The organism is Dactylosporangium darangshiense (assembly GCF_039537565.1).
GTDB lineage: Bacteria > Actinomycetota > Actinomycetes > Mycobacteriales > Micromonosporaceae > Dactylosporangium > Dactylosporangium darangshiense.
In genome coordinates this window covers 672,497-689,564 of sequence record NZ_BAABAT010000001.1, presented here as the reverse complement: position 1 = coordinate 689,564, position 17,068 = coordinate 672,497, and the positions used below count along the sequence as shown (strand labels likewise).

At 70.7% G+C, this 17,068-nt stretch carries 17 protein-coding genes and 1 pseudogene; 1 reads left to right on the top strand and 17 read right to left on the bottom strand.

What is annotated here, in order from left to right:
* Positions 1–7: 7 nt before the first annotated feature.
* The 4 genes from ABD901_RS03035 to ABD901_RS03020 all read right to left on the bottom strand — a co-directional run bounded on the left by ABD901_RS03035 (position 8) and on the right by ABD901_RS03020 (position 2,312).
* Complete coding sequence (locus tag ABD901_RS03035) at positions 8–514, bottom strand: hypothetical protein (RefSeq protein ID WP_345120855.1); 507 nt, start codon at positions 512–514, stop codon at positions 8–10.
* A gap of 37 nt (positions 515–551) precedes the next feature.
* Positions 552–947 carry an ACT domain-containing protein gene (locus tag ABD901_RS03030; RefSeq protein ID WP_345120853.1) on the bottom strand — a complete coding sequence of 132 codons (396 nt, stop codon included), beginning with the start codon at positions 945–947 and terminating at the stop codon, positions 552–554.
* A 110-nt stretch (positions 948–1,057) separates the two neighbouring features.
* Positions 1,058–1,513, bottom strand: coding sequence for a transcriptional regulator (locus ABD901_RS03025; RefSeq protein WP_345120851.1), 456 nt, complete (start codon positions 1,511–1,513; stop codon positions 1,058–1,060).
* Between the two features lie 97 nt (positions 1,514–1,610).
* Positions 1,611–2,312 (bottom strand): hypothetical protein, encoded by a 702-nt coding sequence (locus ABD901_RS03020; RefSeq protein ID WP_345120849.1) that lies wholly within the window; start codon positions 2,310–2,312, stop codon positions 1,611–1,613.
* A gap of 190 nt (positions 2,313–2,502) precedes the next feature.
* On the opposite strand from ABD901_RS03020, the gene ABD901_RS03015 reads away from it, so the two are divergent.
* Positions 2,503–3,672 carry an arginine deiminase gene (locus tag ABD901_RS03015; protein ID WP_345120848.1) on the top strand — a complete coding sequence of 390 codons (1,170 nt, stop codon included), beginning with the start codon at positions 2,503–2,505 and terminating at the stop codon, positions 3,670–3,672.
* Here ABD901_RS03015 and ABD901_RS03010 read toward each other — a convergent pair.
* From ABD901_RS03010 to ABD901_RS02950, 13 genes and pseudogenes are all read right to left on the bottom strand, one after another.
* Positions 3,669–4,556, bottom strand: coding sequence for a DUF5926 family protein (locus ABD901_RS03010; RefSeq protein ID WP_345120847.1), 888 nt, complete (start codon positions 4,554–4,556; stop codon positions 3,669–3,671). The two genes, ABD901_RS03015 and ABD901_RS03010, sit on opposite strands and share 4 nt — an antisense overlap.
* 100 nt (positions 4,557–4,656) lie before the next feature.
* Positions 4,657–5,082: an ATP-binding protein gene (locus ABD901_RS03005; protein ID WP_345120845.1), complete on the bottom strand. Its 426-nt coding sequence runs from the start codon at positions 5,080–5,082 to the stop codon at positions 4,657–4,659.
* Positions 5,063–6,535, bottom strand: a complete 1,473-nt coding sequence (locus ABD901_RS03000) for a sensor histidine kinase (protein WP_345120842.1) — start codon at positions 6,533–6,535, stop codon at positions 5,063–5,065. Before ABD901_RS03000 ends, ABD901_RS03005 begins: the two co-directional genes overlap by 20 nt.
* 107 nt (positions 6,536–6,642) lie before the next feature.
* On the bottom strand, positions 6,643–7,491 hold the full coding sequence (locus ABD901_RS02995; RefSeq protein ID WP_345120840.1) for a glycerophosphodiester phosphodiesterase: 849 nt from the start codon (positions 7,489–7,491) through the stop codon (positions 6,643–6,645).
* The gene (locus tag ABD901_RS02990) at positions 7,472–7,783 is read right to left on the bottom strand and encodes a rhodanese-like domain-containing protein (protein ID WP_345120838.1); all 312 of its coding nucleotides are present in this window, start codon (positions 7,781–7,783) and stop codon (positions 7,472–7,474) included. Before ABD901_RS02990 ends, ABD901_RS02995 begins: the two co-directional genes overlap by 20 nt.
* Before the next feature lie 53 nt (positions 7,784–7,836).
* A complete protein-coding gene (locus tag ABD901_RS02985; protein WP_345120836.1) occupies positions 7,837–9,045 on the bottom strand; it encodes an LCP family protein in 1,209 nt (402 codons plus the stop codon).
* A 220-nt stretch (positions 9,046–9,265) separates the two neighbouring features.
* Positions 9,266–10,504 carry an LCP family protein gene (locus tag ABD901_RS02980; RefSeq protein ID WP_345120833.1) on the bottom strand — a complete coding sequence of 413 codons (1,239 nt, stop codon included), beginning with the start codon at positions 10,502–10,504 and terminating at the stop codon, positions 9,266–9,268.
* 72 nt (positions 10,505–10,576) lie between these two features.
* The gene (locus ABD901_RS02975; RefSeq protein ID WP_345120831.1) at positions 10,577–11,545 is read right to left on the bottom strand and encodes a UDP-glucuronic acid decarboxylase family protein; all 969 of its coding nucleotides are present in this window, start codon (positions 11,543–11,545) and stop codon (positions 10,577–10,579) included.
* Between the two features lie 370 nt (positions 11,546–11,915).
* Positions 11,916–13,415: pseudogene (locus ABD901_RS02970) on the bottom strand (solute symporter family protein); the annotation flags it as partial.
* The gene (locus ABD901_RS02965; protein ID WP_345120827.1) at positions 13,408–13,767 is read right to left on the bottom strand and encodes a DUF485 domain-containing protein; all 360 of its coding nucleotides are present in this window, start codon (positions 13,765–13,767) and stop codon (positions 13,408–13,410) included. The gene ABD901_RS02965 and the pseudogene ABD901_RS02970, both read right to left, overlap by 8 nt.
* Positions 13,768–13,997: 230 nt before the next feature.
* The gene (locus tag ABD901_RS02960; protein WP_345120825.1) at positions 13,998–14,501 is read right to left on the bottom strand and encodes a flavin reductase family protein; all 504 of its coding nucleotides are present in this window, start codon (positions 14,499–14,501) and stop codon (positions 13,998–14,000) included.
* Between the two features lie 10 nt (positions 14,502–14,511).
* A complete protein-coding gene (locus ABD901_RS02955; RefSeq protein WP_345120823.1) occupies positions 14,512–16,260 on the bottom strand; it encodes an ABC transporter permease family protein in 1,749 nt (582 codons plus the stop codon).
* Positions 16,251–17,015: an ABC transporter ATP-binding protein gene (locus ABD901_RS02950; RefSeq protein ID WP_345120821.1), complete on the bottom strand. Its 765-nt coding sequence runs from the start codon at positions 17,013–17,015 to the stop codon at positions 16,251–16,253. Before ABD901_RS02950 ends, ABD901_RS02955 begins: the two co-directional genes overlap by 10 nt.
* Positions 17,016–17,068: the final 53 nt, after the last annotated feature.

Sequence of the window (17,068 nt, the reverse complement as noted above, 5' to 3'; positions counted from 1 at the left end):
AGCGTAGTCAGCAGTCGACGGTGGCCAGGAACGCGGGGGGTGCGGTGACGCGCACCTCGGCCGTGCAGGGGTCGGTGCCGGCGGTGACGACGGTCAGCGAGGTGGGGCTGCCCTTCGTGATCACGCGCAGCGGTTCGCTGCCGGTCACGCTGAGCACGGTGTACTGCCACACGCCCGCGCACACCGGCGCCTTCAGCACGCTCACCCCGCTGCCGGCCGGCAGGTTGCTACGGGTGAGCCGGACCGCCGCGATGACCTGCTCGCCGCTGGGCCGGCCGTTGCAGTAGGTCACGTACTGGTCGGAGAACCCGGGCGGGCTCGGCGAGGCGCTGGCGCTCCGTGACGGTTCCCGCGTCGGCTGCGTGTCGAACGTCGGCGTCGCCGCCGGGAACAGCGGCTCCTGGCTCAGCCGGCTGGGCGCCGGCACCGGCGCCGCCGAGTCGCCCGGATGCCGGCAGGCGCTCAGCAGACATCCAAGTCCGACGATCGCCAGCACGGTCGCCGCGGTTCGCATGCGGCCATCGTAGGAGGGCCGGGTTCGTACCGAAAGGTCAGGCGGCGGCGACCCGATGTCCCGCCGCGGCCAGGGCGGCCAGCGCCTCGTTCAGCCGCACGGCCGGCACGAGCAGATAGTCGGTGTCGAACGTGGAGAAGGCGAAGATGTTCACGCGCGCATCGGCGAGCGGCGAGACGATCGAGGCAAGGATGCCCGTCAATACGAGCTGGACCGGGCCGACGACCCGCAGGCATCGCCACGGGGTCTCGACCGTGGCGCCCTGGGGCGCGCGGGCGGCCGGGCACAGGATCGAGACCTCGTCCGGCGTCCAGGTCACCGAGATGACCTCCGCGCCCGTCGCGGCGGCCTCGGTGAACCCGGCGGGCATCGGCGACCCGGCCGGCAGCCGGCAGATCGCGTAGTCGCCCGGTAGCAGCGCGAGGTCCAACATGACAAGGAGCGTACGGTGCGAACGCACACGGTGGCGGCGTGCGTGACAACGGTAACTCCGTATTGACGAACCTTTAGGTCTTTGGTGTGACTACAAAAATCACCCGGTGACTATTGGATCGCAGAGAAGAACGTCAGCGAGCCCACGACCTTGCCGTCGTCGGTCAGCGGCGCGGCGATGGCGTCGAACGTGCCGGGCCCGTTGGCGCAGCGGATGCGGATCAGGCCGCGGGCCAGCCGCCCCGAGGAGAGCGCCAGCAGCGATGGCATCCGGGCGACCTCGATCTGCTCGAGGGCGTTGCCGTCGCCGAAGTCGAGCAGCCGCAGCACACCGTCGCCGTCCAGCAGCGGCCGGTTGACCGGCGACTCGGCCAGGCCGAGCATCTGCTCGAACGACGCGGACATCGCGACCACGACCACGTCCGAGTCGATCACCAGGCACGGCTCGGCGGCGCCGTCGACGGTCGCGCCCCAGCGCTCCAGCGAGGACTCGGCCGGATCCACGGTCCGGGTGTGCATGGGGGGTTGGTGCGGGTCGGAGATGGAGAACTCGACGTGCTGCGGCACAGCGCCTCCTCAGGCACCGGTCGTGCGAATGCGAACACCCGGCGAGTCAGCCCGATCGTGAATCATCGTCGCATCGCTTCCGGCCACCTCGAAGAGGCTACTCCGAGTGACCCCGCTTGTCAGTTCCCACCTGCTCGCCGTCGCGATACCAGCGGTAGTCCTCGGCGAGGTCGCCGTAGTCCGGACGAAACCAGGTGCCGGGCAGCGCGGCCAGGGCAAACACCTTGTCGACCGTCTCCGCCGCGAGCCGGTGGCCGCGGGCGTTGAGGATCCTCGGCAGCTCGTGGTACGCGGTGACCAGGCAGCCCTTGGGCACGCCGTAGAAGCTGATTTTGCCGCTGCCGGCGAACGCCAGGACGGGCATCACCGGGATCGACACGCCCGCGCTGCGCGACAGCGCCTCCGCGGCGGCCTTGGCCTCGCGGCGGGCCTCCTCGACGTACCGCGGGCGCTTGCCGTCGATCTGGACGACGTCGCCGGCGAAGGAGACACGGCTGCGGCCGTGGTCCTTGACCGTCACGGCGAAGACTCCGCCCGGCCCGACGGCGAGGAAGCCGGTGCGCTCGGCGCCGGCGAGCTCGCGCAGGTCCAGCACGTGCCACTCGTCGCCCAGGTGCCCGATCAGGGTGCCGATACGGCGGTAGAGGCGGCTGTGCGCCGCTTCCTCCCGGCGCGTCTCGCGCTCGGCCCTGCGGGTGCGAACCCAGTCGATGGGTGTCGGCCGGCCCGCGTCGACGATGACGCGCTCCTCGAACCCTTCGGGCTGCGAATCTTGACCGCGGTACAGGACGTCGGTCATGTCGCACACCTCCGATGTCGCCGCTTCGGTTGCGTGTGTGTCCCAACACCCTACGTGAGCGGGTGCGCACTGCACATGACCCAGAAGCCGGAATGACATGGAATGACTGGGATGAATGCCGCATTCACGACGCCCCATGAATTTCACATGGTGCCAAGCGGGCGGGACCACCCGGCCATAGGCTGGTCCGATGAGTGTCGACACCGAGGTCGGACGCCTGGTCACGGTGCTGTTGCACCGCCCCGGAGCGGAGCTGGCGCGGCTCACGCCGCGCAACAACGACTCGCTGCTGTTCGACGGCATCCCGTGGGTCGGCCGCGCCCAGGAAGAGCATGACACGTTCGCGGCGGCGCTGCGCTCGCACGGCGTGGAGGTGCTCTACGTCGCCTCGCTGCTCGCCGAGACGCTCACGATCGAGGCTGCCCGGGCGGAGGTCACCGCGGCCGCGCTCGCCGACGTCCGCCTCGGCGACACCCTGCGCGACCACGTCGCCGAGCACCTGGCCGCGCTGACCCCGGCGGAGCTGGCCACGACCCTCGTCGCCGGGCTGTCCCGGGCCGAGCTGCGCCACGGCGGCGGCCTGGTGCACGCGCTCATGGCACCGGGCGACTTCGTGATCGACCCGCTGCCCAACCTGCTGTTCACGCGCGACTCATCGGTGTGGATCGGCCCGCGCGTGGCGGTGACGAGCCTGGCGATGCACGCGCGCCGGCGGGAGACGACGCTGACGCACGCGATCTACCGGCACCATCCAGGATTCAGCGGTACTGCACTGCTGTACGACCCGTCGCTGGAGCACCTCGAGGGCGGCGACGTGCTCCTGCTCGCGCCGGGCGTGATCGCGGTCGGCGTCGGCGAGCGGACCCGCCCCTCGGGCGCCGAGCGGCTCGCGCTGCGCTGCTTCGCGGCCGGGCTGGCACACACCGTGCTCGTCGTGCCGATCGCGCAGGAGCGGGCCACGATGCACCTCGACACCGTGTGCACGATGGTGGACGTCGATGCCGTCGTGATGTACCCCAACCTGGCCAGCTCGCTCATGGCCTGGACGCTGACGGCCGAGTCGTGCACCGGCCCGGCGCCGTTCCTCACCGCGGCCGCGGCGGCGATGGGCATCGACACCTTGCGCGTCATCGACACCGGCCTCGACCCGGTGACCGCCGAGCGCGAGCAGTGGGACGACGGCAACAACACGCTCGCGATCGCGCCGCGGCTGTGCGTGGCCTACGAGCGCAACGTCCATACCAACGCCCAGCTCGAGCGCAACGGCATCGAGGTCATCCGGATCCCCGGCTCGGAGCTGGGATCGGGCCGGGGCGGACCGCGGTGCATGTCCGCCCCGATCGCGCGGGCCGTGAACTAGCGCAGCGGCTGCAGGCGGCCGATGAGGCCCTGCTTGCTGCGCCGCTCGGCCGCGTCGAGCGGCTCGGTCACGGCGAGGGCCTCGTGGTAGCGCTTGGCGAACTCCGCCACCGGCGCCTCCCAGTGCTCGGCCTCGATCTCCAGCGGCAGGTCCCAGACCGGCGCCAGCAGCCCGTGCGCGCGGAACATCCCGGCAAACTTGGTGTGCTCGCCCAGCAGCAGCCCGCCGCCGGCCGACAGCCGCGACAGCGCGTTGAGCGCCATGTCCTCGTCGTCGCCGAGCACGAGGCGGACGTGGGAGCGGTCGGTCACCCGGCACCAGTACGTGGCCGGCGCGGCGGCCAGCTTCACGGTCGGGAAGATGCTGGCGTTGGCGCGCTCCAGCGAGGCCCGCACGTTGGGGTCGTCGGTGGCGTCCTCGTCGAGCCAGAACTCGAACCCGGTGTGCACCGTGATGTCGAGGGGCTCGTTCTCGATGACATCCTGGAGGCGGTCGCCGAGGCCCGGCAGCGCCGGGATGTCGACGGTCTTGCCGGCCGGGGTCTCCAGCGCGCACTGCAGCGCGACGGCGAGGTCCCGCGACACGTCGCCGGACTGGACGTGGCGCTGCAGTCCGATGAACGCCCGGCCGTCGGGCTTGGTCATGGCGGGCCAGGCCATCGGCAGCACGGTCGCGAGGGTGACGGGCCGGTCGCCGTACTTCTCGGCGAATGCCGGCGCCAGCTTCAGGGGTGCCGAGGCGGCCGGCACCAACTCCCGCAGGGCGACCCACTCGGGCTCGTCGGCAAGGCCCTGGAACGGCCGGCCGACGTACACGTCCCGGATCTTCTCGCGCTTCTCGCCGCTGCTGGCGCGGCCACGGGGGGTCTTCGCACGCTTGCTCACGGCGATCCAGCCTAGGCGTTCACGGTGCGTGATGCGCGGACACCGGCCCCACCGGCGCGTCAGTCACCCGCAGTGGTCGGACGTACCGGACATTTCCGGACTAAAGCGTCGCCCAGACGCACTGGCCCAGGCCGTCGCGCTCGACGCCCCAGCCCTTCGACAGCGCCGCGACGATCGTCAGGCCGCGGCCGTCGACGGCGTCGGGCGCGGCCACGCGCAGTTGCGGTCCGGCCGGGGAGCCGCCGTCCGTCACGCGGATCTCCAGCGTGTCGTCCGACAGGAGGCGCCAGGCCACCCGGATGACGCCTCCCGGCAGCGGCGCGGCATGGCGGACCGCGTTGCCGACCAGCTCCGCGGCGATGGCGACGGCGTCGTCCAGGCGGTCGGGAGCGACCAGGGAGTCGAGCTCGCCGGCCAGACGGTGGCGGGCCACGTGGGCACCCCGGGCGTGGTGGGGGACCACGACGCACCAGGCGCGCGGTTCCGCGACGGTTGTGGACACGCTCTCAAGCCTCCCCGGGGCCATCGGCGTCAGCTCGGGGCAGTCGCACTTCGGCGACGGTCCCTCCCCCTCGACGTGGTCGCAATGATACCCATCCATGTTGACGCTCGACGATTCTGCGTACGAGGTACAGGCCAAGGCCCACGCCGCCGCTCGTGCGCTGGTCGCCCGTCTCGAGCTGCCAGAACCGGTCGAACGCGCGCTCGACGTGTTCCGGGCGGATGCCGATGCCGCGGTCCGAGACGCGGAACCAGACGGTCTGCGGGTCGGCGCCGGCCGTCAGCTCGATCTGTACCCAGTTCGGGGAGTATTTACCCGCATTGGTCACTAATTCCGCCAGTACCGTCGCGAGGCTGGCCCGGTCACCCCGCGTCTTCGGCAGGCTGTCGGGCAGGGCGACGCTCAGCGAGCGGCGCTGCTCGCCGTTGAGCTCGTCGACGGCGGCGTGCAGGGAATCGACCAGGTCGAACGGCAGCAGGGTGTTGGACTCGACCGCCGGCCCGTCGTCGCCGACCGCGTTGAGCAGGCGGTCGACGAGCCGGCTGAGCTCGCGGGCGCGCTGGCCGACGACGTTGATCGCCTCGCGGCGGGCCTCCTCGGCCAGGGACTCCCAGTGGTCGACCAGCGTGTCGACGTACCCCCGGATGACCGTGATCGGCGTGCGCAGCTCGTGGCCGGTGAGCGCGATGAACAGGTCGCGGCCGTCCGGCGGCTGCTCCGGCTGCGCGCGGAAGGACACGGCGAGATCGGTCGAGCCCGGCACCCGCGTCGCGCGGATCTCGATCCACGTGCCGCAGGCCATCTGGTGCTCGATCGTCTCGTCACCGGCCGGCAGCGGGAAGGGCCACGGCTCGCCGATCGCGGCGTCGGCGGGGCGGGCGGTGAGCAGCGCGGCCGCCGGGTTCCACGAGCGCACCCGGTGCTCGGCGTCCAGCAGTGCGAACGGCTCGGACGCGGGCTCGACCGCGGCGGCGTCGCTGTACACGGGCAGGCCCCGCCCCAGGCCGTACTGCAGCGCCACGAACGACGCCAGGAACCCCAGCGCCGCCCGCTGGTCCTCGGAGGCCGCGCCGTCGGCGTCCTCGTAGCTGACCGCGAGCACGCCGACGCCGGTGCCGTTGGCGGTGACCTCCGCGGCCATGATGCGGTGCAGGCCGCGGCTGTCCAACTGCTGCCCGCCCGACGTGCCGATGAGGCTGCTGGGAAACTCGCGGACCCGGGAGTGCTGCAGCAGCCCGCGAATGGCGGGATGGATGAGGTCGATCGGCCGCCCCAGCGACCAGCCCAGGTCCCCGGCGACCGCGACGACCCGGCCGTTCTCCTGCGCGTACTCGACGAAGGCCGCGCCCGTCGCCCCGGTGGCCGCCGCGGCCACCTCGACGGAGCGCTGCAGACCGGTCAGGCCGCCGCCGCCCGAGTTGAGCTCCTCCGCGACCTCGGCGAGGCCGCCGAAGACCAGCGGACCAGCATCGACCATGGTGCGAGTCTGCCTCGCCGCGCGGCGCTTTGAAAGGTCGTCGACGAAACTTGTTGAGCATTTGATTCAGTCGCACAACGGGTCCGCGGCGACGGATTCCCGCACTGCTAGTCGCGCAGGCCCATCTCGCGGAGGCGGTCCATCACGTAGGCCGGGCGGTCGGAGATGATGCCGTCGACGCGCAGCTTGACGACGAGGTCGACCTCGTCCGGATCGTTCACCGTCCATACGTACACCGGATGCCCACGCCGGTGCAGGCGCTCCACGAGCTCCGGAGCAGCCCGCAGCAGTTGTACACCGGGACCGCCGATCGTGCTGCCCGGCGGCAGCCACCCGATGCGGCTCGGCACCGACCACACATCGATCAGCATCACCGTTGGCAGGTGCGGCGCCTGCTGGCGCACCCGGCGGACCGCCGTCGACGAGAACGACATGACGGTGACCTGCAGGGGGCGGTCCGGGTCGGGCTGGTCCAGGTTGTACCGCCGCAGCAGCCCCAGCAGCGCGGACTCCACGGCGCTGCCGTAGCGCACCGGATGCTTGGTCTCGATGAGCAGGCGCATCGGGCGACCGGCGTCGGTGGCCACGCCGAGCAGGCGGTCCAGCGTCAGCAGCCGGCCCCGCCAGTGGCCGTCGGCCTGGTAGCGGTCCACGATGAGCTCGTCGGGCAGGTCGGCGCGCCAGGAGGCGAAGTCGAAGCGGTCGAGCTCGGCCAGCGTCTGCGTGCTGACCCGCCCGCGCCCGTCGCTGGTGCGGTCGATGCGCGAGTCGTGCAGGCACACCAGGTGGCCGTCGCGGGTGAGCCGCACGTCGCACTCGAGCCCGTCGGCGCCCTCCTCGATGGCGAGCAGGTAGGCCTCGAGGGTGTGCTCTGCGTGCCGGCGCGACGAGCCGCGGTGCGCGAAGACCAGGGGCCGCCACGCGTCCGGTGGCGGCTCAGAGAACCCGTGGGGCACCGCCGTCCTCGCTCGTCATGGGTCGGCCGGAGGCCTCCCACATCTGCATCCCGCCGTCGAGATTGATCGTGCGCTCCCGGCCGTTCTGCTGCAGGAAGGCGACGACCTGCGCGGAACGGCCGCCGACGCGGCAGACCACGACGACGTCGCGGTCCTCGGGAATCTCGTCGATGCGCGCCGGAATCTGCATCATCGGCACGTGCACGGCGTCGGGAGCGTGGCCGGCGGCCCACTCATCGGCCTCGCGCACGTCGAGGATGTAAGCGTCGTCCGTTATGTCGCCGACCGTCACGGTCGGGATGGAAGGTCCCCTGAACACCGCACCAGGCTACCTGGGCGCGGTGACTACATGTGGTTGACCCAGGTGGGGTTCTCGACCGACCACGAGTCCAGCAGGTCGTCGCGGACCGCGTTGTAGAGCGCCTCGGACTCGGGCAGGGCGACCACGTAGGAGATCCCGCCGATGTCCTGCGGCTCGGAGGGCACCTGCAGGCCCATCAGGTTGTCGGGGCTCACGTTGCGCAGCGCGAACATCAGATCGGCCAGCGACACGCCGTTGGTGTCGACGGTGAGCGCCTGGCCGATCGCCCGGATGAACCGGTCGGCCGCGAGCGGGTTGGTGGTGAGGCCCTTCTCCTTGGCCTTGGTCAGCATCGCCCGGATGAACTTCTGCTGGTTCTTCTGCCGGTCGTAGTCGCCGTTGGGCAGGCTCTTGCGCTGCCGGACGAGGTCGAGCGCCTGGTAGGACTCGAGGTGGTGGCAGCCCGGCTCGTAGACCGCCGGGTGGCCGCCGTCGGCGGGCGAGAGGTAGTTGCCCTTGTCGTCCCAGCCGAGGTGGATCGAGGTCACCTTCTGGTCGATGCACATGTCGACGCCGCCGAGCAGGTCGACCGCGGCCTTGAAGCCGTCGAAGTTGACGATCGCGGCGCCGTCGAACTGGATGCCGAGCATGTCGTGCAGCGTCTCGGAGAGCAGTTGGACGCCGCCCTCGCCGCCGCCGCCGAACTGGAAGGCGGCGTTGATCTTGTCGTGCGACGCGCCGCCGAAGTTGGTCGGCGGGAACTTGGGGATCCTCACCCGCAGGTCGCGCGGGATGGACAGCAGGTAGGCCCGGTCCATCGTGGCGGGGATGTGCAGGATGATGATGGAGTCGGAGCGCTGGCCGTCCTGCGGGTCCAGCGCGCGCAGGTCGGAGCCGAGCAGCAGGAAGTTGAGCGGGCCCTCGACGTCGCCGTGTTTCGTCTCGTCGGGGTTGCCGGCGCGCGAGTTCTCACCGAGCAGCGTGCTCTGGTTGATGTTCGCGGTGTAGCGGTTGTTGAGCAGGTCGACGGCGGCCACCGCGGTGCCGGAGACGAGCACGATCGCCAGGCCGAACACGATCAGCAGGCGGGCCCAGATCGGGTCGCGCCCGGGCAGCTTGGTCTTCTTCGGCTTGCTCGGCTTCTTGGGCTTTGCGGACGAGCCCGACGCGGCGGATCCGATGAATTCGGGACTTTCCGGGCCATTCTGCTCGACGGCGGAGGCATCCGTGTTGCCGTCGAACTCCTGCTGCATCACTGCCCCCGAGCCGCCCGCCCGCACTTCGGCGGGAATCCATCCGAGTCTACGTTCGCGACGATAAGTCTGCGCGCCGCAAGCCCGGCGCGTGATCCCCGGAAAGCCGTCAAACAGGCGATTTCTACTCGCTGACGAGCTGTTCGGCAATGAGATCTATGCGACAGCCCGGACATGCAACCCCGCCGAAGGGGCGACATGCCCGGGCTTGCCCGTTTTCTCACTTCGTCTTGGGAGTAGTTTTCGTCGACGGTGCCGTCGAGGGCCTGGGGCCGTTGGTGGCCATCCAGTCGTTCATCTTGTCGTTGCGCACGGCGTCGTAGAGGGCGGTCGCCTTCTCCTTGTCCGGCACCACGACGTCCTCGCCGTTGATCTTCTTGCTGCCGTCGTTCGGGCTCACCATGAACGTGAGGTCGTCGCTGCGCAGGCTGCGGAACTGCAGCGCCATGTCGGCGAGGGAGAAGTCCTTGTCGACGGTCATCGCCTTGGTGACGGCCTTGAGGAACGAGTTGAGCTTCGCGGGGTTGGTCACCGTGCCGGAGCTGACCGCCTTGTCCAGGATGGCCTTCATCATCTCCTGCTGGTGGCGCATGCGGGCGAAGTCGCCGTCGGGGAACTGGTAGCGCTGCCGCGCGTAGTCCAGCGCCTCGTCGCCGTTGAGGTGGTTCATGCCCTTCTTGAACTGCCGCTTCGGCGGGTGGATCGAGGTGATGTCCTTCTCGATGTTCATGTCGATGCCGCCGAGCGCGTCGATGACCTGCTTGAAGCCGCCGAAGTCGATGAGCAGCACGTGGTCCATGCGGACGTTGGTGTACTCCTCGATCGTCTGCACGGTCAGCGGGGTGCCGCCCCACGAGAACGACGCGTTGAGCTTGGCGTTGGTGTTGCCGTACTGCGTCGTCTTGCTCTTGGGGATGTGCACGTAGAGGTCGCGCGGCATCGAGATCAGGTAGGCGTGCTGGTGATCCGCCGGGATGTGCATGACGATCATCGTGTCGGTGCGCCACTCACCGGGCTTGCCCTTGTTGTCGGGGTCGCGGGAGTCGCTGCCGAGCAGCAGGATGTTCAGCGCGCCGTCGGCGACCTTGGCCGGCCGGCCGCCGGTGATCTGCGAGAACGGGTCGTCGCGGTTGAGGTTGTTGTCGACCGACTTGTAGTAGATGAAGCCGCCGATGCCGGCGAGCAGGGCCAGCAGCAGGACCGCACACCCGGCGACCAGGGCGATGCGGCCCCAGCGCGGGCGGATCTTCTTGCGCCCCGAGTACTCGCCGCCGTTGCCGGGCGTGCGCACCGGCCGGTCGGGCGGTGGCGAGGACGGCCGGCCGTACACGCCGGGCGCGGACGGGCTGGTCGGGGCGTTGGCTGCGGAGACGCGGGCGCGGTCACCCGACGTCGGTGCGAGCGCGCCGGGCACCTGGGCCCGACCCGGGGACGGGCCGCGAGAAGGCGTGGTGGGCATGACACCACCATACGAACCCCGCGCCCGCGCGCCACGCGACCGCGGCGGGCGCGGCACGAACCCGGGAGAGAATCAGCGGCTACGGAAGTACGCCACGGTGCGCGCCAGGCCTTCCTCGGGCCCGATCATCGGCTCGAATCCGAGCAGCTCACGCGCCTTCGTCAGGTCGGGCCGGCGCCGCTCGGGGTCGTCGGCGGTGCGGGACACCAGCGCCACGCGGGACGAGCTGCCGCAAAGGCGCACGATCGACTCGGCGAGCTCGAGCATCGTCATTTCGTGCTCGGTACCGCAGTTGATCGGCCCGGTCTCGGTGGAGTCGAGCAGCAGCAGGATCCCGCGCACGAGGTCTGAGACGTAGCAGATCGAGCGGGTCTGCGTGCCCGTCCCGTGCACGGTGATCGCCTCACCGCGCAGCGCCTGCGAGACGAAGGTCGGGATCGCCCGCCCGTCGTCGGGGCGCATGCGCTCGCCGTAGGTGTTGAAGATCCGCACGATGCCGACGTCGGCGCCGCGGCCGCGGTGGTAGCCCATGACCGCCGCCTCCGAGAAGCGCTTGGCCTCGTCGTACACGCTGCGGATGCCGATCGGGTTGACGTTGCCCCAGTAGGACTCGGGCTGCGGGTGCACCAGCGGGTCGCCGTATGCCTCCGACGTGGAGGCCATGATGAACCGCGCACCGTCGGCGACGGCCCGCTCCAGCAACTGCAACGTGGCGAGCGAGCCGACCCGCAGGATCTCGACGGGAATCTGCTCGAAGTCGGTCGGGCTGGCCGGCGACGCGAAGTGCATGATCGCGTCGAAGCGCCCGGCGAGCGCGTCGAGCGCCGGCAGCGGCTCGGTGACGTCGGCCTCGACGAGGGTGAACCTCGGGTGATCGTGCAGGTGCGCCACGTTGTCCTTACTCCCGGTGATGAAGTTGTCCACGACCACGACGTGGACACCCCGGGCGATCAGGGCATCGGCAAGGTGGGAACCGACGAATCCGGCACCACCGGTCAGCAGGATCCGGTGTCCCTCGCCGTAACGCTGCGCAACGACCATGACGGACAGCCTAGCGTGTCACCGCACCGGGTCCGGGGGATCAGCGGCGCCCCCGGACCCGGCACGCCATTGGATGGTTGTTCAGGGTGAACGTGCTACGTCAGTGCGCGCCGGCGCCGGTCAGCGACCGGGCTTCCAGCTCGCTGTACTTGTCCGGGTCGCGCTCCTTGCTCGTCATCGCGCCGATCGCGGCGAAGATGAAGCCGAGCGGGATCGAGATGAGACCCGGGTTCTCCAGCGGGATCGGTGCCGCCGTGGTGCAGCTGAACAGCGCCGTCGCGTTGGAGACTTCCTTGGAGGTCTGCGGTACACCGCAGTCCTTGGCCTGCGCCGCGGTGAGCGTCGCCGGGGTGCGCGCGTCGCTGACGCCGCCCCACGCGATCGGGCTGAGCAGCACGACGCCGACGGCGGAGATGAGGCCGGCGTAGATGCCCCAGGTCGCGCCGCGGGTGTTGAACCGCTTCCAGAACAGCGAGAACAGGATCGCCGGCAGGTTCGCCGACGCGGCGATCGCGAACGCCAGCGCCACCAGGAAGGCGACGTTGAGGTTGCGGGCCACGATGCCGAGCACGATGGCCACGGCGCCGATGACGAACGCGGAGTACCGCGCGACCACGACCTCCTGCCGCTCGTCGGTCTGTCCGCGGCGGATCACGTTCGCGTACAGGTCATGTGCGAGCGAGGAGGACGACGCCAGCGTCAGGCCGGCGACGACCGCGAGGATCGTGGCGAAGGCGACGGCGGCGATGATCGCCAGCAGCAGTGATCCGCCGAAGTCGCCGCCGAGGTACCGCTTGCCGAGCGCCTGTGCCAGCTGTGGCGCCGCCGTGTTGCCGGCCGCGTCCTGCGCGACGATCGCCGAGCGGCCCACGAGGGCGGCCGCGCCGAAGCCCAGCGCCAGCGTCATCAGGTAGAACACGCCGATGAGGCCGATGGCCCACACGACGCTCTTGCGAGCGGCCTTGGCGTTGGGGACGGTGTAGAACCGGATCAGGATGTGCGGCAGGCCCGCGGTACCGAGGACCAGGGCCAGGCCGAGCGAGATCAGGTCCAGCTTGCTCGTCAGCGTCGCGGTGGCGTTGCCGGCGAACTCCCGCCCGTAGCGCAGGCCCGGCTGCAGGAACGACTCCGGCGGCGTGCGGCCCGACTTCGCCGCGGCCTCGCCGAGCAGGCTCGACAGGTTGAACTTGTACGCCGCCAGCACCATCAGGGTCAGGACCAGCGCGCCGATCATCAGCATGAACGCCTTGACGATCTGCACGTAGGTCGTGCCCTTCATGCCGCCGACCGTGACGTACACGACCATCAGCACGCCGATGAGCGCGATCGTGACGATCTTGGCCGTCTCCGCGCTCATGCCGAGGAAGGTGTCCCCGGCCTTGATGCCCAGCAGCAGCGCGACGAGCGCGCCGGCGCCGACCATCTGGGCGAGCAGGTAGAAGATCGACACGATGATCGTCGAGATGCTGCCCGCGGTGCGCACCGGCGCCTGCCGCATGCGGAACGCGAGCACATCGGCCATCGTGTACCGGCCGGAGTTGCGCATGAGCTCGGCGACCAGCAGCAGGGCGACGAGCCAGGCGACGAGGAAGCCGATGCTGTACAGGAAGCCGTCGTAGCCGTTCAGCGCGATGATGCCGGCGATGCCGAGGAAGCTCGCCGCCGACATGTAGTCGCCGCCGATCGCCATGCCGTTCTGGAAGCCGCTGAACGAGCGCCCGCCGGCGTAGAAGTCCGCGGCGTTGCGGGTCTGCCGGCTGGCCCAGATCGTGATGGCAAGCGTGACGCCCACGAGGATGACGAACAGCGTGAGCGTCAGCGTGCGCTGGGTGCCGACGGAGACCGCGGCGAGGTACACGGGATCATTCATCGCTCGTCGCTCCCTCGGATCCCTCGATCTTGGCGCGCAGGTCGTCCGCGAGCGGGTCGACGCGGCGGTCGGCGTACCGCGCGTAGAGCCACGCGATGAGGAACGTGGACACGAACTGCAGCAGCCCGAAGATCAGCGCGATATTGATGTGCCCGACGACCTTCGTGCTCATGAAGTCGCGGGCGTATGCGGACAGCAGTACATAGAGCGCGTACCAGAGAAGGAACGCGACGGATACCGGGAAGACGAAGCGGCGCAGCGTGCTGCGCAGCGCGTCGAACTCCGGCGTGCGGGCGACGGCGACGTAACGGTTCTCGCCGGTGTCCGCGGGTGCCGGTGTCTCGGTGCTCATGGGGGATCACCACCTGCGATTGGGGGGTGCGGGTAACCGCGCACGCTAAGAACCCGGCAGGCATCAATAAAGATCTCTCCCGCCACCGGTACCGCCCTTGCGCCGAACGGCACCCGCGATGCGCCCAGTGACACCCGTCACACCGTTTACCGGCGGTATGGCTGCGATAAGTCGGGCGCCGACGCGCCACGACTTATCTGACTTATACCCCGACAGGGCATAAGTCCGATTCAACTGCGCCGGTAGCGGCCCCGCTCATGGACCAGCGGCGCGGCCGGCTCGGCCAGCTCGATCCGCTCGAGCGCGCCCTCGACCAGCAACGACCAGCCCTTCAGCGTGGCGCCGACCAACCGGCAGCCGGCCCAACTGTGCCCTTCGGGCACCGGGCCCCACTCCGTGCGCTCCCAGGGACCCGTCGCGAACAGGCCGCCCGGCGACGGGAGCAGGCCGGCGAAGCGATCGGCCAGTTGGCGATCGTCCTCCTCCAGCAGGCTCACCGCGAACCGCCCGCTCGCCGACGCGGCCTCCCACAGGTCGCTCTCCTCGTCGATCAGGCCGAGCACGCCGCCCGGATCGCCGTCGACGATCACCATCGAGGAGACCGTGAGACCGTGGTCCGCCGGGGAGGACGCGGTCCACAGCGTGACCGGCGAGGGCAGACGGCCACGCAGGCGGCGCACCGGCGACTTGAGCTCGTCGGGGGTCGCGAACGGGTCGGACGCGTGGATGCTCACCAGCCCATTGTCAGGCGTGCTTCGGGGTCACTGCGGCCAATACCTCGGGCGCGCGGCGCTGCAGCAGGCTGCCGGCCAGGCGGGTGCCGACCCAGCCGAAGGCCAGACCCCAGCCGACGCCGAGCGGCAGCAGCACGAAGGTCAGGTCGTCCGGCAGCAGCGCGTACGCGACGCCGAGAGGTGCCGTCAGGGCCCACGTCGCGAACATGGTGACCAGGGACAGCATGCCCTTCACGCCGCCCCGGCCGGTGTTCATGGCGAACGGGTTGTTGGTGTCGGGCATCGGGTACGGCGCCAGGACCGACGTAATGCCGGCGGCGCCGACCGAGACGCCGAACGCCGCCAGCCCGACGCCCAGGGCGGCGGGTATCTGTGCGGGGTGGCCGCTGACCACCGACGCGGCCACCGTGCCGGCGATCAGCAGCGGGAACGTCAGGATGCCCACCGCCAGCGCGCGGGTGGCCAGCTCCACCTGGCCGGGGACGGCGGTGAGCATGTGCAGCGCGTATGCGGTGCCGTCGTTGCCGAACTGGTTGACCAGCACCAGGCCGACGAACGCGCCGGCGAACAGCAGCGAGTACACGAGCGCGCCCTGGCTCACGCCCGGGTTGCGGTCCGGGCCGCCGTTGAAGCTGAACGTGAACGCGAACGGGATGACGATCGACGCGGCCAGCAGCGAGATCAGGCTCGCCCGGCGGCGCGGGTCGCGCAGCCAGTACCGCATCTCACGCGAGATCAGGGCGGTGAAGCGACCGGGCGGCAGGAAGCGCACGACGCGCGGGATCAGCGTGCGCACGGGGGCGTCCGGCGAGATGGAGCGGCGGGCGCCGGCCCCGGCCGCGCTGCCGACCATCGCCGACTCGATCGTCTGCAGCCACCACCACAGCAGCGCGGCGACGCCGGCCACGCCGATGAGCAGGCGGGCGGCGACGAGCGCCCAGTCGCCGTTGATCGCGTCGACGTACGCCACGTAGGGCGCGGCCAGCGGGGTCCACGACAGGACCTCGCCGACGACCGTGGCCTGGCGCGACTCGCCCTGCTGCACGAGCGCGATGATCAGTTGGAACACCGGGTTGCACGAGATGCCCATGAGCGCGATCAGCAGCGCGGCCAGGTCGCGGACCCGGCGCGAGCGCAGCATGCGGGCGAAGGCGCTGGTGAACGCTCGGCTCGCGGCGATGCAGACGCTGATGCCGATCGCGCAGCCGAGCACCGCGACGATCGCGGCGGGCAGGCCGCCGTTGACGGCGGCGCCGAAGACCGAGCCGAGCGTGGCGAGCAGCGTGACGACGGGCGGGATGCCGATGAAGGCGGCGGCGAGCATGCCCAGCACCAAGGTGCGCCGCGGCACCGGCAGCAGCGCGAACCGGGCCGGGTCGAGGGTCTCGTCGACACCGAAGAACAGCAGTGGCACGAACACCCAGGCCATCACCACGGCGGTGCCGGCGAACGCGGCCACGGTCGGGCGCAGGGGCGGGTCGGCCAGGCTGCTGCCGGCGAACGCGCCGAAGCCGATGAGCGCCAGCCACAGGCCGAAGATGGCGCCGAGGATGAACAGGATCATCCGCGAGTGCCGGCCGAGGCGGCGGGCCGGCTTGTCGTCGCGGTGCGCGCGGCCGGGGCGCAGCGTGTTGCGGAGGATCCGCAGCTTGAGGCGCACGAAATAGGAGACCCGCGGTCGTACCGCGACGATTTCGGCGGTCGCCGGGCGCTGCTGCGCAACGTCTGCGCCGGGCTGGTCCCCGCCGGTCACAGCCACGACAGCTCCGCGCCGGTCGCCACGCGGCCGCCGACCACGTCGACGAAGACGTCCTCGAGCTCGCGGCCGCCGCGGACCTCTTCCGTGGTGCCGACAACCTTGATCTGGCCGTCCGCCAGGATCGCGATGTGCGTGCACAGGCGCTCGACCACGGCCATCACGTGGCTGGAGAAGATCACCGTGCCGCCGTTGCGCACATAGCGGACGAGGATGTCGCGGATCAGCGCGCCGGAGACCGGGTCGACGGCCTCGAACGGTTCGTCCAGCACGAGCAGCCTCGGCGCGTGCAGCATCGCGCAGGCCAGGCCGATCTTCTTCTTCATGCCGGCGGAGTAGTCGACGACCAGCGTCCGGCCGGCGTCGGCCAGGCCGAGCACGTCGAGCAGCTCGGCGGCGCGCGCGTCGACGACGTCGGCGGGCAGGCCGCGCAGCAGGCCGGTGTAGGCGAGCAGCTCGGCGCCGGAGAGCCGGTCGAACATGCGCGCCGAGTCGGGCAGGGCGCCGAGGCGCCGCTTGGCCTCGACCGGGTCGGACCACACGTCGTGGCCCAGGACATACGCGTGGCCGGCGTCCGGGCGCAGCAGCCCGACCGCCATCGACAGCGACGTCGTCTTGCCGGCGCCGTTCGGCCCGAGCAGGCCGAAGAACGATCCGGTCGGCACGTCGAGATCGACGCCCGCGACCGCGACCTTGTCGTCGAAACGCTTGGTGAGCCCCCGCAACGCGAGGGCCGAACTCGGCCCGCGATCCGTCACGCTTTGAACGTAGGTCACGGTGTCCACCCCTGCCACTCCCCGGGGTGGTCCGG